The organism is Synechococcus sp. LA31, assembly GCF_018502385.1.
In the GTDB taxonomy this organism is placed as follows: Bacteria; Cyanobacteriota; Cyanobacteriia; order PCC-6307; family Cyanobiaceae; genus Vulcanococcus.
Map to the genome: position 1 here is coordinate 773,970 of NZ_CP075523.1, position 20,137 is coordinate 794,106.

The window sequence follows — 20,137 nt, forward strand, 5'->3', positions numbered from 1 at the left end:
GCCGGCCGCTTTCAATTTCATGGCCATCTCGAGCAGCTCGGTTGTGATCCCCTCAGGCAGACAAATGGGTGGCTCCGAAGGCTGGCCAGGGGTGAACGGCTGGATCCGGTTCAAAGCAGCCCCGCCACCACGTCGCCGCTGCAGGGATTCCTTACGGCCACGTTGTTCACCGCGATCTTGACGCCCGACACATCCGCAAAGCGAACGGTCCAACGGCCATTGAGCTGGCCATGGAACTGCTCCCAGTTCTGGCCCAGGCCATAGCGCTCCACCCAGGCCTCCGGTACCGGTGGTGCAAAGTGCTCGCCGGTCATGGTCTTCATGTCGCCGGGGATGCTGATCCACCCCTGGCTGTCGATCCCTTCCGCGTGCCAGAGCTCATGGGGGCGGAGCCCGTAGGTGGCGATGCAGCCGAACACCCACTGGTGGAACGGCTCCAGGCGATCCAACCAGTGCTGCAGGTCCTCATCGCCTGGAATCACCCGCACTCGCATTGATGACGCCTTGCGGATTTTCTCGGCGGCTCCCTTGGGGCGCATGGCCCGTAACTGATCAAGAACACTGCCGAGGTCGAGCAGTCCACTGCGCTGGATCTGGGAGAGCGTCTCTATTCGCCGGTTGAAGCTCTTCAGACGGGTGATGGGATCCAGCTCCAGGACCCAGCGCAGCAGGAGCTGTGCATCGACTGGATCACGGAAACGCGCGATCCGCAGTCGTAGGTCGTTGACCGCGTGAACCCTGCTGCCTTCCTTTCGGATCCGTCGTTCGATGTCGGTCACGCAGGCGTCCACCAGATCCGCCCAGCTCTGGATCTGCGCGATGGGTCTTCCGAGGCTGTGTGCAGGCCATTGCCCAGCGCGGTGCCCTTCTAGGCACAGATCCCGAGCACGCTCGACGTCGACATCGTTCCGATGCTCCGTCGGGCTAAGCGAGAACTCACGCACCTGCTTGCCCTGAACCAGCTCACGCACATACACGGAAGGACTGCGTGGGTAGCGGCGGAGGCGGAAGCGGGATTGGCGAGCGACAAGCTCACGGGAGCAGCAGTCCCATGTGTCCAGTCGACGAGACCAAATTTGTCCCTTGGCGCGGTGGTGCAGGTGCGGGGAGTAGTCCCCACACCCGCCTGTCTCGGTTGTGAACTGGTTCACAACCAGCCGCGTCAAGCAGCTGCAAATCGCTACAAGGTAATCAAATGGGTCTCAGTTGTGGAATCTCTGAAACCCCAGTTGCAGACAGCAAAAAGCCCCGCCGAAGCAGGGCAAAAGGCTATGGCTCGGGGGAGACTTGAACTCCCGACCTTGGGGTTATGAATCCCACGCTCTAACCAGCTGAGCTACCGAGCCGCGGTAAGTGAATTGTAGAGGATCGTGTGGCGGGATCCCTTGGTGGGCGTGGGATTCAGGCCCTAGCTGGAAGGAACTGAAGGGGGTTGACCGCTCCACGACCGGCAGGAAGGATTTCGAAGTGCAGGTGGGGGCCTGTGCTGCGGCCTGTGCTGCCCATTTGTGAAATCACAGTGCCCTGGCTCACGTTCTGGCCCACACGAACCAGGATGCGGCTGTTATGGGCGTAGCGGCTGCGGGAGCCATCTGCGTGGCGCAGTTCCACCAGGTAGCCATAGCCACCGCCATCCCAGCCCGCGGTGACGACTTCACCCGAGCGGGCCGCCATGATCGGGGTACCCACGTTGTTGGCTACGTCGATGCCCTTATGCATGCGTCCCCAGCGCCAGCCGTAGCCGGAGGTGAACACGCCCTTGGTTGGCCACATCCAACCTGTGTCAGCAAACTCAGCGGATGGATTGCCGAAGCTGGGTTGATCGGGCCAGCTCAGACCACCGGAGCCGGTGGGCTTGAGACCGAGAATCATGCGACTGCGCCCCGGGGTGGAGTTGGCCACCCGGATCTGTGTGCCAGCAACAAGTCGGGCTGCCTGCAGACCTGGATTTAGACGCAGGAGCTCGCCGATGCTGAGGTTGTAGCGGTTGGCGAGTTTGGCCAGGCTGTCGCCAAGGCGTATGCGGGCCGGCTCCTGAGGCTCAGGCGGAGCAGCCAGGGGCGGGGTGCGGCGAAGTTCAGTGGTGTCGATTGCGGCCAGCTGCTTCGCCTGCTTGCTGCTCTGGCTGGGAAGTACGAGCCAGTCGCCGCTGCTGAACGCGTGGTCCTCGTCAACGTCATTGAGCGAGGCGAGCTTGGTTTCATCTTGAGCGAGCTTGGCCGCAAGCTCTTCGATGGAGATCGCGGTGCGCACCTTCACCCACAAGCGATCGGTGGTGGGCAGGGCAGCGATCAGCTGCTGGCTGGCAGCAGACGGTTCAGGGGGCAGGGAATATTCAGGACGCGAATCTGCAAGCGAGGGAGCGACCACCGTGCCGACAGCGCCGATAGCGCTTGTACTGGCCAGGGTGGTCAACAAAAATTGATACGGCTTCATGCAGTGCTTGGCCGAAGGTCAAAACTCAGCGGAGAAGCCAACATCCGCGAGCTGCGGGGAGAGTAACGGCCTGAACAAACAGGCGCAAGTGCTCGTGGTCACTCTTTTGGTTGACCAACGGAAAAAAGCCTGTGCTAGCGGCTGTTCTGCAGCTGACGGAGGGATTCGAACAACACCACGCCAGCGGCCGTGGCCAGGTTCAGACTGCGCACACCACCACCGTGTTCCACCGCGCCCGGCATCGGAATGGCGAGGCAGCCATCGGCATCGGCGACCACCTCCGGTGGCAAACCGCTGGTTTCGCGGCCGAACAACAGCCAATCGTCCGCCCGGTAGTGGATCTCGGTGTAAGGGCGGCTGCCATGCCGGCTCAGAGCCAGAAGCCGACCACCCCTGGCTTGTTGCTCCTGCCTGAAGGCGCTCCAGTCTGAGTGGCGGTGCAAATCCACCCAGGGCCAATAGTCGAGACCGGCGCGCTTGAGGGTGCGGTCACTGATCTCAAACCCAAGCGGCTCGATCAGGTGCAGCTCCGTGCATGTGGCGGCGCAGCTGCGCGCCACATTGCCTGTGTTGGGCGGAATCTCTGGCTGGAACAGCACCAAGCGGGGCATCAGCGTGACGGCACGGGATAAGACAGCTCCATCAAGTTGAGGGCACGCCCCCCGATCACTAGCCAAGCCGAGTGGCAGTGCTGCATCAGCAGCTGCTGCAGCGCCCCTAGACGGTCGCGGAATGCGCCGCCTACCGCAGTGGCCGGCACCACTCCCCAGCCGGTTTCTTCCACCACCATCACCACCGGACCTGGCTGGGCAAGGAGAGCCCCACGCAGCTGATCGCAACGCTCGAGCCAGCGGGCGTTGGTGTCATCCAGATGCCACGCCAGCCAGGTTCCGAGTGAATCCACCAAGAGCAAAGGGGCGACCTCAGAGGTCGATTCGCCTTTCAGCTGCTCGAGCTGATCCACCAGCTGCGAACCGACTTCGATCACGCTCCAGTGGCCGGGTCGACGCTCACGGTGGAGAGTCAGGCGGTCATTCCAGCTGGGATCCGATCCAGCTGATGGCCCCGTGGCCAGATAGCGCACGGGTCCAGTCCACAAGCTGGCGAGATGTTCGGCCCAGCCGCTTTTGCCCCCGCGGCTCGGCCCGCTGACGAGGATGAGCCCACGATTCGGTAGGTGCTCATCCACCATCCATGCCCCGCAACGTCGCCACAGCAGAAGGAGAGACGCGGTTGAGGTAACGGAAGATCCAGTATTTGAAAATCGTGGCCAGCACCACTGGGAAGGTGGCAATAAAGAGAAGAATGAAATTCTCTTCGGCTGGGAAACCGAGGTGGTTGGCAATGCCATCGAGCAGCACGGTCCATCCCTCCGGGCTGTGGAATCCCACGAAGATGTCGGTGAACAAGATGATGGCGAAGGCTTTGGCGCTATCGCTCAGGCCATACACCGCCTCATCGAGAAAGCCGCGCAGCACCTGCAGATCACGCCGGCCGAACACGCACACCAGGCTGAACCCCACCAATGCTGCGAGATCGGCCAGCACGTTCTTGGTGGCCTCAAGGCCTTCATCATCAGCGTCTTGCTTAAGTTGATTGGCACGCGCCATCAGCGCCGTTTGCAACTCTTCAGGAGATGGAGGCGCTTTCCCTTCCAGCAGGGCCTCGAACTGGAGCTCCTGTTGGTAGATGCGCAGCTTGTTCACAGCCTTTTCTTGCAGGTGAGGCTTGGAGTAGCTGAGGAAGGGAAGATCGGGTGCGAAACGATCCAGCAGCGGTGAGAACACAAGGGTGCGGGAGGTCTGCTGCACGATCAAGGGCACCAGGATCAACAGCAGAAAAATCCGCAGCGATACAAGCGTGGAGCTCCGCCGGCGGCGGAAGCCCTCCAACACGGCCGTTTCAGCTTGGGGATCCAGCTGGCGACGAACGCCATCAAAGACACCCAGCAAGCTGCGTGGGAGCAGATTGGGGGTGCGTGAGAGGGTGGGTGCACCGTTGCGGCGTTCGTAGCGAGCCGCCACTGAGAGGATCAACTGGAGCTGGCGCAGCTCCTGGCTGTCCAGCTCGTTGCGGTGGCTCTGCAGGGTGGGGATCACCTCCTGGCACACCTGCAGCGCAGCCCTGAAGCGGCGCAACATCTGCGCCTGGGCCTGCTTTGGAATACTGAGCTGAAGCTCAGGTCGCACAGGCCGGTCGTTGTAATACTCCAGCTCAAGGCTCTGAATCAGCAGCGCCGCCTCATAAGCACGCTCCAGATTCAGGCTCAGATCGCTGTTGCTGGCGCGGTCAAAGGCGCCCATCCAGTCGGTCAACCCCATGGCTGGTTCAGCGGGAGAAGACCCACCAAGTGATCATTGGCACCAGTGTGCCGGCCACAAGCAGCACCACAACCCACAACAGCGCGTTGCTGGATTGGGTTTCCTCACGGGTGGGGATATTGGTTTCGATCGGAAGGCGCTCCATCAGCTGGGGCGGCCCTGGATCTTCACCTCCATCGAGCACAACACCCAGACGATCGAGCGCATCGAGACTGGCTTGGCGGTAGCGGGCTCCTTCCCGGAGTGGCAAACCCATGGTGCTGATCGCCGTGCTGGAGAGCAGCTCGCTGGGAAGTTGCCCTCTCAAATCCGATGAGGCCACCACGGCGGCGCTGTTGTTCTGGGATTCGATCAACAGCAGCAGCTGGCTGGTGCTTCCCGTCTGGTCACCCCAGCGCTGCACCAGCTGATCACCGAGGGCGTCGAGGCTCAGGCCGTAATCAAGGCGCCGCAGAGTGATTAACCGGGCATCGATGCGGTCGCCACCGAAGTCCTGCAGGCGGCGATCCAACTCGCCGTCAGCAGCGCGGCTGAGCAGGTCGGCCTGATCGATCACGTGGCTGGCTGGCGGAGCCATCGGAAAATCGGCAGCGCCGGTGGCCCAGGCGGCGCCGGGCATCACCAAGCCGGGGATCAGCAGCACTGCACTGATCAGTGCAGCCCAAAGACGAGCTCGAAACACGTGCCCCACGAATCCAGTCGAACGGATCGCCACAGTCTGCCGTTAGTGGGCCAGGCTGTCGCGGTTCAGGATGGCTATCACCTCAAGAATCACCCTGGCGCGATCAGGTTCGATCGCCAGAGCGGAGCTGAGCGTCTGCAGGAAGGTGAGCTCCGCAGTCGATTCCACATGATCGGCCTGGGTGAGGGAAGCCGCCACTGCCAGTGCCGTTTCGGCTGTGTCGGCTTGCAGATGGGGAGCGGCCAGTTGCACAAGCCCTTGCCAGCCCTGTTGGCGCTGCAACAACAGAAGCTTGTCGAGTAGGGCAGCCATGGCGGCATCACCGAGTTCCCGGTAGGGATGGCGGAATTCCAAGTGCTGGCGCAAGCTGCGGGCCTCGGAGCTGGCCAGTTCGCCGTCGCAGGCAACGGCTGCCAGCGCGATGGCTGCAAAGGCTTCGGCCGCATCGGCGATGGTGCTTGGGGCGGTAACAGCCATGGCCGGGGCACAACGCGTGGCAACCGCCACATTGTGAGAGGGTTCTGCCATCTGTGCATCCCCGTTCGATGGGCCTTGCCGCCCGCCTCTGCCTCAGTGCCGGTGTGGCCGGCCTTGTCTTGTGCGTGGCGAATCAACTCACGGCAACGGCACTGACGCCGGCTTTGGAGCGGGCCGGCGTGCTGGCCAGTTTCCTGGCGGTGGGCTTGATGTTGGTGGCGATCCTCTGGACGCGGGCCATGCCCGTGGCACCCGAGCGGGTGGAGCTCGAGGGTGAGCAGGGGCTTCAGCTGGCTGAAGATTTGCCGGAGGCGCTGCGGCAGGAGTTGGCGTGGGGCAGCCAGATGTTGCTCACCGCCACGCCCGCCGCCACCGTGTTGCTGCATTGGCAGGGACGCTGCCTGTTGCAGCGGGGTGTGCTGGGCCACGGCGGTTTTCAGCCCGGTTCGATCACAAGGCGGGCCTGGGACACCGGTAAGGCGATTGGCCTGGTGAACCTCAAGCTCTACCCAGGCCGGGATGAATTCCAGGGCCTGCCAGAAGGAATTCCTGCTCTGATCGTCCAACCGCTTGGCCACGATGGGGTGCTGCTGCTGGCGGGATGGTCGCCGCGTTGCTTCAGCCGTAGTGATGAAGCGTGGCTGGAGGGGTGGAGCCTGAAGCTCAGAAGCTCACTGCAGGAGCTGAACGCGTCTGCTGTTTCGAACCCTTCTGGGGTGGCGGAAGCGTGACCTGCGAATTCACCCGAGCACCGGGTGAACTGAAGACCGCAGTTCCGTCGTTGCCAATGCTGCCTCTCAGTTGGCTTGAGCGGGTGATCTGTTGATAGGTGTCGCGGCGTAGTTCCACATCACCCTGGGCCTGGAAGCGACCGCTGGGCCAATTCCACTGGCAGCGTTGTGCAACAAGCACCTCACCGGGCTGACGTAGGCGACAACCCTCGGGAATGAACACCGTGCTGTTGGCCAGGTTCACCTTGAAGCGCTGCCCCTCGCCCCTCAGTTTGTTGAAGGCACCTTGGAAGGGTTGATCGCTGCTGAGCTGTTGATCGTTGATCAACCAACGGGTTTGCTGTGCGTTTAGCCATCCCTTTCGTTTGGGATCACGCACTTGCACAGGCGCAATCAAGTCCACATAGCCCTCGCGCAGATTGCCACGCAACGCCGAGGCCGTGAGATTGAGCTGGCTGTCTTGATCGCGGCGCAAGCCGCGAACGCGCTGGGGAGCTTTGAGATCGCCTTGTTCAGGCCTCCAATCCACCAGGGCGGTCTGAACGCGTAAGGGCGCGGGCTTGGCGGTTGAGGTTTTCGGCTTCTGTTCCCATTGCTCAAGCACCGGCGAACCCCGCAATTCGATCAAATCACGATCGAGGTAATAGGTGGCCAGCTGAGCCGTGATGCGGGATCGACGATCAAGAGCTGCGGGCTTGCGATCGATCAGCATCAACGACTTTGATGGAATCCAACGGGCTTGCTCTCCGGTGATGCGTACCGGGTCTTTACCCAGCAACGTGATCACCACATCACTTTCCAGCTGGATGGCCTGGCCATCACCGATCACGGTGGCGCTGCGCGCACTGATGGTGATGTTGGCCTTGCCGCGTTTATAAACAGTGCCGCGAGGGCTGCGGGCTTGGGCCACCTGGCGGGTGATGTCGTAACGGGCCTCCGGGCTGCGCAAATCCCAGGCGGGCCGCCCCCTGGCATCCTGCTGCTCGAGATCGAGCGACTTGAACACAAACGGCTCCGCAGGCGCTGGCACCTTCGGCTTGCTGCTGACGCAACCACTGACCAACAAGGCCACAGCAACCGCGGTGAGACGTTTCACAGCAATTGGCTCACAGGGGCTCGCTCAGTTCAAGGCGTGCCATCACTGGCGATGGTTCAGGTAGAGGGGCACCACTCTGCAGCACCCCCCACTCCAGCCGTTCAAGCCAGGATCCATCGGGCTGGGCATGCGCGCCGCAATCCGGAACGCTCTGGCCCAGTTGCACCAGCATCCTCTCGCTGAGGTCGGGCAACAACGGCGCCATCAGCAGGGCGGTGATTCGGGCGGCTTCGAGCACGGCATAGAGGTCGTTGCCGACCTGCGCCTGTGTGCCCTCCTGTTTCATTCGGCTCCAGGGAGCCTGTTCATTGAGAAAGCCATTCGCCGCGATCGCCAGCTGCAGGGAAGCCTCAGCGGCGCTGCGGAAATCAAGCTGCTCGAGTGAGGTCAGCACGGTCTGGCGTGCTGCCGCAGCTGCAAGGGCCAGCGGATGGTCGTTGCCAGTGGCGGTGGTGGCCGGAGGGACACACGCGTCAAACCAGCGGCGCGCCATCGAGCTGGTGCGATTTAGCATGTTGCCGATGGTGTTGGCGAGATCGTTGTTCACCAGATCGCTGAAGCGCTGCTGCTGAAAATCGCCGTCATCCCCGAAGGGAATATCCCGTAGGAGATACCAACGCACCGCATCGCGGCCGCAACGCTCGAGCAGTTCCGCCGGATCGAGCACGTTGCCCAATGACTTGCCCATCTTTTGGCCCTCGCGGGTAAGGAAGCCATGGCCAAACACCTTCGCCGGGAGCTCAAGCCCCGCCGAGAGCAACATCGCCGGCCAATACACGGCGTGGAAGCGCAGGATGTCTTTGCCGATCACATGCACCGAAGCCGGCCAACCACGGCTGATGGCGGTGGCAAGGTCGGCGGCATCACCCTCCTCAAGTAGAGCCGTGATGTAGCCGAGCAGGGCGTCGAACCACACATAAAAGGTGTGGCCTTCGTGGCCGGGCACCGGAATGCCCCAGGGCAGGTTCACGCGCGAGATCGAGAAATCGCGCAGACCCTGTTTCACGAAGTTTTCCACTTCGTTGCGGCGGCTGGCGGGTTGGATGAAGCCCGGCTGGGCGATCAACGCCTCGATCTGCTCTTGATAACGCGAGAGCCGGAAGAACAGATTCAGCTCATCACGCCACTCCAGCGGCCGGCGATGGATGGAGCATTCAGGATCCTGGGCCTCGTGGGGGTCGTCTTTGAACTCCTCGCAGGCCACGCAATACCAGCCCTGCTGGCGGCCCTCCACGATGTCGCCGTTGGCCTCCACACGCGCAAAAAACTGTTCCACGATCCGCTGGTGGCGTGGATCGGTGGTGCGGATCAGGCGGTTGTTGCTGATCTGCCAGCGGTCCCAGAGCTCGCGGTACTGGGCGCTCACGCCATCGCAGTGGGCCTGGGGGCTGAGGCCGGCCGCCTCCGCGGTGCGCTGGATCTTCTGGCCGTGCTCGTCGCAGCCGGTGATGAACACCACCCGCTCCCCCTTCAGCCGCTGAAACCGCGCCAGCGCATCACAAGCCAGCGTCGTGTAGGCGCTGCCCAAATGAGGCTTGTCGTTGACGTAGTAGAGGGGGGTGGTGAGGGTGTAAGTCATCGGGCGGATCCTACGGAGTGGAGCCAGGCCCGACAGCGCCTGTTTCCTGCGAGGCTCTTGCTGATTCCAAGACCCGTTTCATGACCCAGGCCATCGACGCGGTGGACGTGCTGGTTTGGGGAGGGGGCACTGGCGGCGTCGCCGCCGCGATTCAGGCAGCCCGTGGTGGTGTGAGCACCCTGCTGCTCACCCCGGGCAGCTGGCTCGGCGGGATGGTGAGCGCCGCAGGCGTGTGTTGCCCTGATGGCAACGAGCTCACCCCCTGGCAAACGGGCCTCTGGGGCGCCTTTTTGCGTGAGCTGGAGCGGCGTGAGCCAGAGGGGCTCGATCACAACTGGGTGAGCTGTTTCGGCTACCGGCCCACTACGGCGGAGCAGATCCTGCAGGACTGGGTGGCGGGAGAGCCAAAACTGCTCTGGTGGCCGGGCTGCCAGTTGCTGGAGGTGGAGCGCGAAGGATCGCTCATCAGCTCGGTGCAGGTGGACGTTGGCGGTGAACACCGGCGTGTGCGCTGCAAGGTGGCGATCGATGGCAGCGATCGCGGCGATTTACTGCCACTGGCGGAAGCCCCATTTCGCCTCGGTTGGGAACCGCAGGAGCAATGGGGCGAACCGAGTGCCCCCAGCGCCGCGCGGATCGGTTCAGACCCTTTTTTCAAGGAGCACCCCGTTCAATCGCCGACCTGGGTGGTGATGGGGCAGTTGCGAAGCGATCGGCTCGAACCTGATCCAACGCTTGGCATCAACCCCAACGGCAAGCCTTCCTTACCAGCGCCATTTGAACAGGCCTGCGAAGCCTTTGGGCTTGAGCGCACCATCACCTATGGGCGCTTGCCAGGTGGCCTAGTGATGCTGAATTGGCCACTCCATGGCAATGACTGGCATTGGGGGTTGAATCGGGCGTTCAGCAACGATTCCACAAAGGAAGAAGAACTTTTCCACCAGATGCAGGCTCACAGCCTGGACTTCGCAAAAGCCTTAGAAGACGTGAGTGGAGGTTGGCTGCAGCTGGGGAATGCTTTCCCTACCGAATCAGGCAGCCCGGCCCCCTGGCTGGCCGCCATGCCCTATTGGCGTGAGGGCCGCCGGATGATCGGTAAACAAATGGTGATTGAACAGGATCTGCTGCCGCAAACAGAGGGTGTCTCTTCAGCGCCCTTGCCAATGAACGAAACCGGCGAGTTGCAGTCAATCGCCTTTGGCAACTACGCCAATGACCACCACTACCCAGGTCCTGATTGGCCACTGGCGCCGAAAAGCTGCCGTTGGGGTGGGCGATGGACGGGCACACCCTTCTGCATTCCCTACGGCTGCTTGGTCAGTGAATCGGTCGACAACCTGTTAGCTGCAGATAAAGCATTTAGTACGAGCCATATGGCCAACGGGGCCACACGCCTACAGCCACTGATCTTGAACGTCGGGCAGGCGGCGGGCGCTGCGGCCGCACTAGCGGTTCGTGTGGAGCAGCAACCCGGCAATCTTGAACCCAGATTGATACAGGACACCCTCGCCGCTGACCTCAGAGCACCAGCTTCAGTGTCGCCAGATTGGACTCTGTCGAAACGGCACCATAGTCCATCTCGAGAACGCATGATTGACGGTGTCGTTGTACCCGATGGAACGGGTAAGTACTCAGTTCTGTGCGGGAAGGATGAGCGCTGGCCACTGGTGACATTAGAGCCGTGCGTTCAGAACTGGCTATCTGGAGTGACACGCCCAACAACTGCTCGCCTGACTGCTTTCACGAACCCGTGGGGCCCATGGCTACGTGTAACCTCTGTCTTACAAGAGTTCAATGAATAAGACAGCCACTGGCGCAGCGACAGCGATCTCATGGAGTTCGACGACAGTCTGCAACGAAACTATTGGTAGGTCTCGATCACGTGTATGTTGCTCGCATTCGCTGCCGAGAAGTCTTTGTGAGTGATATTGATGCGCACCCTGTTGCAGCGGTCTATCTACAAAGACGGCAAGATTGAATCCGGATCCCACTGCCTCTTGAGCTCCCGTATTGCACTGAGATCAGAGCCATAAGCAAGTTCCAATTCGCGGCTGTAGCGACAGGTTCCAGGATGGCGTTCCACCAAGTAGACGTGACAGGCGATGGCCTCAAGTGCATCAAACACACCATCCGCCCAGATGCGGGATGCCCGCTCTGCAGATCCATCACCTGCAGCCCAGAAGCTCGACACCACAATTGACCATTCCGCCTCCCGGCCTCGGTAGGCGTTGCGTCCCATAAGGGGCTGCCTCACTGCGCCGCCGCTGTGCTGCAAATCGATGCGACAGAGCGGATTGGGTGCTTTGCAAATAGCGCTTTGCAGCAACGGGGCAAGAACGGAAATCTGGCCTGGTGAAATGCTGACGGTGTAGATCCACGAACGCAGTCTGCGATGCCGGTCGGGATCCGGTGGAATCTCCGGCGGGAGGGTTCCATTGCCGTATGGGATAGAGAAGCCCGGCAAATCCTCAAGACCTGCAACCTGGTCTTGCCATTCGAGTGCCTCAAGTTGACTAAGCTGTGCCTGCTGTTGCCAGTGCTGATGTTCCATCACCTCGTAACGCATCACAACAGGTTGAACCTGATCTGGTTGTACCCCCAACACAAACGAACAGGAGATATGACGTGGCATTGTCTCTGCATCCGTTAACGCCTGGGGTAGGTCCACCAGGGACAAGAGCTGTCGATTCACCCGTAATGGGTTGCGAGGATGGGTTCGCAAGGTCACCTCAGTGACAACCGCCAGAAAGGGCGCCGCACCGCGCAGATAACGCCACGCTGCAGACTGCTGATCAGTCTCATTCAGGCAAAATTGCTGCCCGGTGCCATCGACACCTCGCAGGGCCACGATGTTGTCCAGCGTGAGGCCAAAGCTCCGGCAGAGATGACCGAGACCACCCATGGTCAACAACCCGAATCCTGGAGAGTCGTGAGTGCCCACCGGAATCATTCGACCGTAGGGGGCAAGGCAGCGCAGCACCTCTCCCATGCTCGTACCACCTTGAATGGTGACCAGGTCAGCGTGAAGCGAAACAGCCCGGAAGTGAGCAGCAAGATCGAGCATCAGTACACCATCCCCGCTGCAGAAACGGCTGTGACCACCGCTGCGCACCCTGAGCTGCAAACCTTCCGATCGGGCACGCTCCACCGCCGAGGCCACGTCTTCTTCATTGCGCGGCTGGATGATGCGGGATGGCTCCATGGCAGCAGCATCACCATTGAACAGATCGTGGAGCACGCGCTCGTACCCCAATTCACCGGGGTTCCAGACTTTAGACGGCATCACAGATCCAAAAAGAGAGACCACTCCTTCATGCCTAGCCAGGCCAGCCTACGTAGGCTAAAAGAGGATGACGAGTTGTAATAAGCCACTCACTGAGTCGAAAGACCATGATTGTGGGTTGGAGATGCAGCGATTTCGATAAAGCAATCTGTGTAACACTTGAAGCATGAGCTCATCAGCATCAAAAAGTTCACGACGAAAGCCTTCAGTCTTAATCTGTACCCAAGCCAAATCCACTCTGATGCTGTTGTTAGAGCAACTCTTCAACAGAGCCTGAGCGATACTCTGCAGTGATCGCGGCAGTCACTGCGCTGCTATGTGCGGGTGACCAGCCGGTGGTCAAAAGCTGTGATGCCACTGCTGTCGAGTTGCGGACAAACGTTGCAGAGTCATTGTTTGAGCAGTAGATAGAGGCCCCAAGCGCTGAGCTCGCTGATGCACTGTTCGTGCTCGCTTGGATTGCAGAGAAGGGATTTGCCGCAGTGAGACCAGTCATCCCAAAGGAGACTGCCGTGATCGTCTCTCCCGCGATCCATCCGCCACGGAATTCAACAATGCTGAATTAAGCCCCCGCGAGAGACGGTTTCGCCAGTCCCGCTGGGACTGAGGCATCACCGAACCCACCATGTTCATTGAACATTCCGAAGCTGTGTATGTTTAGCGGGGCGCCCTCACAACAGCGTTGGCGTTGAGTACACCGGTGTGAACGCAGGGCTGGTGAAACGTGCTATTTCAGAGCGAGGTATTCTCTTGCAGACCTACACCCAGATCGATGTGAATTCGAATCCAATCGCCTGCTCACGATCAAGAACCGCCATCACCAATAATACCTGCACAGCATCTGCGATCATTGTTAATCTACCAGGCGATTGAGTTCTCCAATTCCCAATCCATACCAGCTCATCTGCAACGCGCCATCGGCTGGAAGCCCAACAGTCCCCACTCATTCCCCTGTTTAAACATGCTGGTTAGCGGCGGGTACTAGGATAACTGGTCAATCCAGTTTCTTTGAAGCGGCGCAACCGAAGAATCAAACCTTCAGAGCCCTGTCACCGAACCTGTATCGACAGGTCGCATTCTAGAAAATGACCAGATCGATAAAGCATCCAGTGGACCGACCACAAGTTGATTGGCTATTTCAGGTGGATAGTACTAAATGCGAGAAGAAACAGCATTAGAAAACCAACAATGGTCGTGCCATGAATCCAATTCCATCGTTGCGATCGATTCGACAACCAACCCTTGTAGACGCGGCTCAACCAGGGCACGAGCCACCAACCTGTAACAGCCACAGTGATCGCATTGCTGATCAACATATTGAGCGGTAAAGGCAATCGCCCAAGCGTGGTTTGACCAGCCAAAATCAGAATCATTACTGATGGGTATAACGCGAGCCATACCAGAAGGTTCACCTTCCAGGTGGGGGTGTGCTGGCCGCTCCTAACAGCAATCCATTGGTCAAATGATTGGGGCTCCACCATGGAGCTGTACCGGTACCCGATGGAAGTTTCCGCGTCTACCAGCAAGCGACGCCGCTCACTGCTGTCTAGCCAGGCAAGACAACGCTCCAGGCTCGTGAAGCGAATTCTTGCGGTGCAGTGCGTGAGCTCATCAGCTTGGTGTGGTTCATACAAGAGCTCTTGACCAAGATACCCATCAAAATGTTGAGCGGCTTGGTCTAAATCAACTTGGAGTTGTCTAAAGCCTTCCACCTGGCCTGCAGGTAGGTCGTTATGAAAGGTGTAAACAAACTCCTCATCACCTGCCGGCTGATCAGTCATCGTCGCAAGAGCTCCTTAGGCAGATTTAGTAGCGAGCTCCATCGGGTAATAGGCGGAATTCTTTCCAAACCGCAGTGGCTTCAGCCTGGAGTATCTGCGTCAAATGAATCTCGCGTTGATCTTTGGATTTCTGCATGTCTTCGTTAATTGCCTGATCAGAAAACAGATCAGAATAATCTGACCATGCTGCTGCATAAAACACCTTGCGAATGCCCGCCCAATAAGCAGTGGCGTAGCACATCGGACAGCATTCGCAGCTGGTATACATCACACAGCCACTCAGATCCCAGGTGCCAAGCGCTTTGCAAGCTGCACGGATAGCATTCACCTCCGCATGAGCACTAGGGTCAAGATCGCGCACAACGCTATTGCCAGCAGAAGCGATAACCTTGCCATTCTTCGCAATCACGGCTCCGAATGGACCGCCTGTTTTGTTGACAACACCCGCCTCGCGCATCAATCGAATGGCTTCTCTCATCAGGCCTTGATCCTGTTCTGATGTCATCGGTAGAGATGCAGTCTTAACGTCATGCTGCCCCAGAAGTTCTGATTTGCCAACCACGCAACCATTCATTGCTGGGCCACAAGAGCTCTTACACCTGATGGCAAACAGCGTGCTGTTGAGCGATCAGCTGGCTGAGGCCACAAGCTTGAGCTGATCCCGTAGTGAGTCCACCTGTTGAACACGCAGCAGCAACGCCTCTCCTGGCTGGGCGTTCTGCGGGCATTCAGCCGCCAGGTCCATGGCCAGATCATCGATCCGCACCAGGCCGAGCCGGTCTTGGGGACGAAGCCAGCGCAGGAAGTCAGCACGCCATTGGCTGCTTTTGTGGGCTTCAAACCACACCTGCTGCCAGTGGCGCTGGTCTTCGCGGGAGATGCCGATGCCCTCGCGCACTGCTCCATCAAAGCTGTTGAGCAGATCCTGTAATGCGTCTTCGCCCATGGGAGTGTCGCCACTGAGCTGAGCCAGAATCTGGCGCTGCACCACCAGATCGCCGTAGCGCCGGATTGGCGAGGTGGCCTGGGCGTAAGCAGGAAGCCCGAGGCTGAAGTGGGGTGAAGCCTGGGTTCCCATCAACCCGCGGCTGAGGCAGCGCTTGATCGCCGCAAAGCGCACGGCACCATCGGGCAGCGCGTCGAGCTCTGCTTTCGGTGGCAGCTCGGCCGGCAACTGGCTGCGGAAGGGCAGCGCTAGGCCATGCTCAACGCCGAACCGCGCTGCGATCGCACCAGCCAGGATCATCGCCTCAGCCACCATGGCGCGGGATGGGCTGGGCTCGCTGACCTCGAGCACGGGCTCGCCACCTTTGCTGCGGATGCGCCCTTCCGGGAGATCCATCAGCAGCGCTCCCTGGCGGACTCGCCATTGGCGACGGCGATTCAGCAGCTGATCGAGATCGGCAAGATCGCGCTCTTGCGGCGGCGCCAGATCGATCAAGTCATCGGCATCGCTGTAGCTCAACCGGTAGGTGGGCTTCACCCAGCTGCGCACGATGCCGTAGGCCGCGATGTCGCCCTCCGCATCGAGATCCACCCAGGTGCTCCAGGCGGCACTGCGGATACCGGCCCTCAGGCTGAAGGGGCCTGTGGTGAGGGCCAGCGGAAACATTGGTAGGTTTCCGCTGGCCAGATACAGGCTGCTGCCGCGGCGGCGCGCCTCCAGATCGAGCGGCGAATCCACGGGCACCAAACGACCTGGATCGGCCACATGAATCCACAACCTCAGGCTGCCGTCTGGCCGGCGCTCTAGGGCCAGGCCATCGTCGATGTCGCGGGTGTCGTCATCGTCAACCGTGACGCAGCGCTGGCCCGTGAGATCAAGGCGGCCAGAGTCGCCCGGAAGCTCTTGATCCTGTAAAGCGAGCACCCGTTCGGCCTCGGCCTCGAGCTCTGCACTGAAACCGAGGCTCCAAGTGGTGTCGGCCATCGACACCAAGTGGTGGCGATCCCATTGACCGAGATCCACCAAGAGATGTCGGAGATCGCCGCGGTCCTGAGCGAGATGGAGAGCGGTGAGGCTCTGGCGCAGCTCCGGTTCAAGTTGATCGAGCTCCAAGGCACCGGCCGCCAGTTGCTTCAGGGCCTCGAGCCGCTGCTGCTGCTCGGGTGGCAAACGATCGAAACTCACGGGCTGCCGAGCGCGGAGCAACTGCTGCCACTGCTGTTGACGTTGCTCTTGCAGCTGTTTGAGACGCCGATCGCGGCGCAGCGGTTTCAGCTCTGCGGCGCTGCGGGCCTGGATCTGACCCTGCTTGAACCGAAACCACTGCTGAGGCCCAACAAGCTTCAACCAGCAGCTCGCCAATTGGGCTGGCTCGGTGCCGCCACACGCCAGATCAGCAAAATCTCGAATCTCAAGCGTCTCGGTTGATTCAAGAAGCAGGAGCCAGGTTGCGCCCCAGCTGCGCCTTGTGAGACCTGCGTCGTTCAGGTCTTCGGGCTTGAGCGCCCAAGGCGAAGCCCCCAACCGCTGCGGTGCATCGGTACCGGAGGGCAGGGGGCAAATGAGCTCCAGCTGACGCTGAGGCACAACGGATGATTTGGCGTCGAAGCCAATGCGCAAGCGCACTTTGCTGCCCTGCACGGCTTCAACCACCGCAAGCTGCGCTCCGCGGGATTCCTGAACACCGACTAGGTCGCCGGGATGGAACACCGCGGAAGCCAGGGGATCAGCCCTCGGGGTTAACGAAGGGCAGCAGAGCCACGATGCGGGCACGCTTCACCGCATTGGTGAGGTCGCGCTGCTGCTTGGCAGTGAGGCCGGTGAGACGACGGGGAAGGATCTTGCCGCGCTCGGTGATGAATTTCTTGAGCAGATCGACATCCTTGTAGTCGATCGGATCACCGGGCTTGATCGGCGACAGACGCTTCTTGAAGAAGGAGCTAGCCATGAGAGAACGGGGGAAGAGAAAAGCAGAAGGCGCTGACTACACAGCAGGAGATGGCGTCACAGCCGAGATCACTTGATCTCTTTGTGGACCGTCGACGCGTTGCAGTGCGGGCAAAACTTCTTCAGTTCGATCCGTTCAGTGGTGTTGCGGCGGTTCTTCTGGGTGGTGTAACGGGACACACCAGGAGACCGCTTGGCGGGGTTGGACCGGCATTCGGTGCACTCGAGAGTGATCACGATCCGGACGCCCTTGTTCTTAGCCATAAAGGACGTTGCCTCGCTTTGGCGATGCGGGTTGGACAGCGATCAACCATAGCTTGTCGCCTGACCTCTCCCCTCAGGCCCTGTCCTTAGAGTCGGCCGATTACGGACGTCTTGACATGCGGGTCTCGCTCCAATGGCTGCAGGAGCTGGTGGCCTGCACGTTGCCGGTTGAGGAGCTCGCCGAACGGTTATCGGTGGCTGGCTTTGAAGTGGAGGAGATCGAGGATCTCGCCGCCCGAGCCGCTGGTGTGGTGGTGGGCCATGTGCAAAGCCGTGAACCGCATCCCAACGCCGACAAGTTGAGCGTTTGCACGGTGGCGATCGGCGCCGATGAACCGCTGCAGATTGTCTGTGGTGCCAAGAATGTGCGCGCTGGCATTCATGTGGCCGTCGCCACGGTGGGGTCGTACCTGCCGGCGGTTGATCTCACGATCAAACCTGCTGAGCTGCGTGGCGTGGCCAGCAGCGGCATGATCTGCTCCCTCTCCGAGCTGGGTCTAGCCGACAGCTCCGATGGGATCGTGATCCTCGATGAGGCCCTCGCCAGCGTGCCCGCCTTGGGCACTCCCGTTGGCCCGATGTTTGGGCTCGACGATCAAGTGCTCGAGCTGGCGATCACCGCCAACCGACCCGATGGCCTGTCGATGCAGGGCATCGCCCGTGAGGTGGCCGCCCTCAGCGGAGCGGCCCTAAACCTTCCCGCTGCGGCTCCGGCCATTCCAGTGCAACCACTGCCGGTCAGCGCATCGGTGCAGGAACGCATCGAAGCCGGCGGGTTGTTCAGCGTTACGGCGCTCAACAACCTCCAGGTGGGCCCCTCACCCCAGTGGTTGCAAAGCCGCTTGGAGCGCGCGGGCCTACGGCCCATCAACAACGTGGTGGACATCACCAATCTGGTGATGCTGGAGTTTGGCCAGCCATTGCATGCGTTTGATGCCGCCAAGTTGGCGGCTCTCAGTGGAGGCCAGGCCGATCCCTCGCGCCTGGATCTGCGCAGCGGCCACAGCGGAGAGGCCTTCAAGGCTCTTGACGCCAGCGAGCACAGCCTCAGTGATGAAGCTTGGGTGGTGAGCTACGCCGACCAGCCTGTGGCTCTGGCCGGCGTGATCGGTGGCGACAACAGCTGCGTGGATTCCTCCACCACCAGCATCTGGCTCGAGGCGGCGATGTTCGCCCCGCAAACGGTGCGCCGTAGCGCCCGCAGCGTGGGTCTGCGCACCGATGCCAGCAGCCGCTTTGAAAAGGGCCTTCCGCGTGAGGTGACCCTCAACGCAGCCGATCGGGCCGTGCAACTGCTGCAAGACCTTTGCGGTGCCCAGGTGGAGGGTCGCTGGGGGCATGAGCGCAGCGAAGCACCACGCCCAGCCCTGCAGCTCCGCAGCGACGCCCTGCACAACCTGCTGGGTCCGGTGGTGGATGCCAGTGGTGAGGAAGGAGACCTGCCCAACGCCGAGATCGAGCAGATCCTCACCGCCCTGGGCTGCCAGCTCCGCCCAGACGACGAGGGCTGGCAGGTTCAGGTGCCTCCCTCACGCGCCATGGATCTGCAGCGGGAAGTGGATCTGATTGAAGAAGTGGCGCGCCTGGTGGGCTACGACCGCTTTGCCAGTCATCTGCCCGATCCAACCGAACCCGGCGGTCTGAGCGACGCGCAGCAAGCCGAGCGTCGGCTGCGCCGGATGCTCGTGGATGCAGGCCTGCAGGAAACCTGCAGCCTCTCGCTCGGCCCGGCCGAATCAGATCGCCCTGGTGCGGATCCGCAGCGGCGCGTGGCGCTGGCGAACCCTCTGCTCGCCGATTACAGCCACCTGCGCGACAGCCTGGTGGATGAGCTGCTCCAGGCCGCACAACGCAATCTGCAGGCTGGTCGCAGTGGCTTCTGGGCGTTCGAGCTGGGCAACGTGTTTGATGCCACGGCCGCTGATGGCGGTCAGCGCCTGCAGCTAGCGGGTGTGATCTGCGGATCGCGCCAGGCTGAACTGTGGAGCAGCAGCGGGAAACCACAGGCGCTGGATTACTTCCAGGCGCGCGGTGTGCTGCAACAGCCCTTGGACAGTCTCAAGTTGCCTGTGGAGGATCGCCGCCTCAGCGATGAGCCGCTGTTGCATCCCGGCCGTGCCGCCCAGCTCGCGGTGGAAGGGCGGCCGGGCGGTTGGTTCGGCCAGGTGCATCCCGAACTGGCTGAGCGCTACGACCTGCCCGCTGCCACCTACCTGTTCCAACTGGAGATGGCGCAACTGCTCAGCGCTGCCACCCGCCGCAACCGCTGGCAGCCGGCCTTCGCCTCCTTCGCCACGGTGCCAGCCTCCGAACGCGATCTGGCGCTGGTGGTGCCTGCGACAACCGCCAGCGGTCAGTTACTGCAAGCGATCCGCAAGGCCGGTAAGCCCCTGCTCGAGCAGGCTGAACTGGTCGACCGCTACGAGGGTGAACAGGTGGCAGCAGGCAGCTGCAGCCAGGCCTTCCGCCTGCGTTACCGCGATGCCAAGCGCACCCTCACCGACACGGAAGTGGATGGCGCCCACGAGAAGATCCGTGCGGCGTTGGAGAAGCAGTTCGGAGCCCAGCTGCGGGGCTGAGTCGCGCGGCCGCCT

General features: G+C 61.2%; 18 protein-coding genes and 1 tRNA gene. 3 read left to right on the forward strand and 16 right to left on the reverse strand.

All coding sequences use genetic code 11. The features are described 5' to 3' along the window. Positions 1-110: 110 nt before the first annotated feature. The 8 genes from KJJ24_RS04145 to KJJ24_RS04180 all read right to left on the reverse strand — a co-directional run bounded on the left by KJJ24_RS04145 (position 111) and on the right by KJJ24_RS04180 (position 5,916). Positions 111-791 carry a hypothetical protein gene (locus KJJ24_RS04145; protein WP_214341432.1) on the reverse strand — a complete coding sequence of 227 codons (681 nt, stop codon included), beginning with the start codon at positions 789-791 and terminating at the stop codon, positions 111-113. A gap of 481 nt (positions 792-1,272) precedes the next feature. Beyond that, positions 1,273-1,346: transfer RNA gene (locus KJJ24_RS04150), tRNA-Met, on the reverse strand. Between the two features lie 55 nt (positions 1,347-1,401). Further along, positions 1,402-2,436 carry a M23 family metallopeptidase gene (locus tag KJJ24_RS04155; RefSeq protein ID WP_214341434.1) on the reverse strand — a complete coding sequence of 345 codons (1,035 nt, stop codon included), beginning with the start codon at positions 2,434-2,436 and terminating at the stop codon, positions 1,402-1,404. A 134-nt stretch (positions 2,437-2,570) separates the two neighbouring features. Next, complete coding sequence (locus KJJ24_RS04160) at positions 2,571-3,047, reverse strand: tRNA (cytidine(34)-2'-O)-methyltransferase (RefSeq protein WP_214341451.1); 477 nt, start codon at positions 3,045-3,047, stop codon at positions 2,571-2,573. Beyond that, on the reverse strand, positions 3,047-3,628 hold the full coding sequence (locus KJJ24_RS04165) for a bifunctional adenosylcobinamide kinase/adenosylcobinamide-phosphate guanylyltransferase (protein WP_214341454.1): 582 nt from the start codon (positions 3,626-3,628) through the stop codon (positions 3,047-3,049). Before KJJ24_RS04165 ends, KJJ24_RS04160 begins: the two co-directional genes overlap by 1 nt. Then, on the reverse strand, positions 3,618-4,757 hold the full coding sequence (gene pxcA, locus KJJ24_RS04170) for a proton extrusion protein PcxA (protein WP_214341457.1): 1,140 nt from the start codon (positions 4,755-4,757) through the stop codon (positions 3,618-3,620). The genes KJJ24_RS04165 and pxcA overlap by 11 nt, the downstream gene beginning before the upstream one ends. Positions 4,758-4,764: 7 nt before the next feature. Next, entirely contained in the window at positions 4,765-5,448 is a 684-nt protein-coding gene (gene psb32 / locus KJJ24_RS04175; protein WP_250544910.1) for a photosystem II repair protein Psb32, read from the reverse strand. Positions 5,449-5,481: 33 nt separating this feature from the next. Next, the gene (locus KJJ24_RS04180; RefSeq protein ID WP_214341460.1) at positions 5,482-5,916 is read right to left on the reverse strand and encodes a hypothetical protein; all 435 of its coding nucleotides are present in this window, start codon (positions 5,914-5,916) and stop codon (positions 5,482-5,484) included. 68 nt (positions 5,917-5,984) lie between these two features. On the opposite strand from KJJ24_RS04180, the gene KJJ24_RS04185 reads away from it, so the two are divergent. After that, positions 5,985-6,647 carry a cofactor assembly of complex C subunit B gene (locus KJJ24_RS04185; protein ID WP_214341463.1) on the forward strand — a complete coding sequence of 221 codons (663 nt, stop codon included), beginning with the start codon at positions 5,985-5,987 and terminating at the stop codon, positions 6,645-6,647. Here KJJ24_RS04185 and lptC read toward each other — a convergent pair. Continuing rightward, on the reverse strand, positions 6,580-7,743 hold the full coding sequence (lptC, locus tag KJJ24_RS04190; protein ID WP_250544911.1) for an LPS export ABC transporter periplasmic protein LptC: 1,164 nt from the start codon (positions 7,741-7,743) through the stop codon (positions 6,580-6,582). The genes KJJ24_RS04185 and lptC overlap by 68 nt on opposite strands. A 10-nt stretch (positions 7,744-7,753) precedes the next feature. After that, on the reverse strand, positions 7,754-9,322 hold the full coding sequence (gene metG / locus KJJ24_RS04195; RefSeq protein ID WP_214341466.1) for a methionine--tRNA ligase: 1,569 nt from the start codon (positions 9,320-9,322) through the stop codon (positions 7,754-7,756). An 80-nt stretch (positions 9,323-9,402) separates the two neighbouring features. On the opposite strand from metG, the gene KJJ24_RS04200 reads away from it, so the two are divergent. Beyond that, on the forward strand, positions 9,403-11,124 hold the full coding sequence (locus KJJ24_RS04200) for an FAD-dependent oxidoreductase (RefSeq protein ID WP_214341468.1): 1,722 nt from the start codon (positions 9,403-9,405) through the stop codon (positions 11,122-11,124). Positions 11,125-11,279: 155 nt separating this feature from the next. Here KJJ24_RS04200 and KJJ24_RS04205 read toward each other — a convergent pair whose 3' ends face one another. The 6 genes from KJJ24_RS04205 to rpmG form a co-directional block, all read right to left on the reverse strand. Further along, on the reverse strand, positions 11,280-12,629 hold the full coding sequence (locus KJJ24_RS04205; RefSeq protein WP_250544912.1) for an FAD-binding protein: 1,350 nt from the start codon (positions 12,627-12,629) through the stop codon (positions 11,280-11,282). Positions 12,630-13,738: 1,109 nt separating this feature from the next. After that, positions 13,739-14,386, reverse strand: coding sequence for a hypothetical protein (locus tag KJJ24_RS04210; RefSeq protein ID WP_214341470.1), 648 nt, complete (start codon positions 14,384-14,386; stop codon positions 13,739-13,741). A 25-nt stretch (positions 14,387-14,411) separates the two neighbouring features. Further along, complete coding sequence (locus KJJ24_RS04215; protein WP_214341477.1) at positions 14,412-14,891, reverse strand: nucleoside deaminase; 480 nt, start codon at positions 14,889-14,891, stop codon at positions 14,412-14,414. A gap of 123 nt (positions 14,892-15,014) precedes the next feature. Further along, a complete protein-coding gene (locus tag KJJ24_RS04220) occupies positions 15,015-16,973 on the reverse strand; it encodes a ribonuclease catalytic domain-containing protein (RefSeq protein ID WP_214343288.1) in 1,959 nt (652 codons plus the stop codon). Between the two features lie 85 nt (positions 16,974-17,058). Continuing rightward, complete coding sequence (rpsR, locus tag KJJ24_RS04225) at positions 17,059-17,280, reverse strand: 30S ribosomal protein S18 (RefSeq protein WP_010308434.1); 222 nt, start codon at positions 17,278-17,280, stop codon at positions 17,059-17,061. Positions 17,281-17,348: 68 nt separating this feature from the next. After that, the gene (rpmG, locus tag KJJ24_RS04230; protein WP_214341479.1) at positions 17,349-17,543 is read right to left on the reverse strand and encodes a 50S ribosomal protein L33; all 195 of its coding nucleotides are present in this window, start codon (positions 17,541-17,543) and stop codon (positions 17,349-17,351) included. 116 nt (positions 17,544-17,659) lie between these two features. Here rpmG and pheT point away from each other — a divergent pair, with 116 nt between their 5' ends. Then, positions 17,660-20,122, forward strand: a complete 2,463-nt coding sequence (gene pheT, locus KJJ24_RS04235) for a phenylalanine--tRNA ligase subunit beta (protein ID WP_214341482.1) — start codon at positions 17,660-17,662, stop codon at positions 20,120-20,122. Positions 20,123-20,137 lie beyond the last annotated feature (15 nt).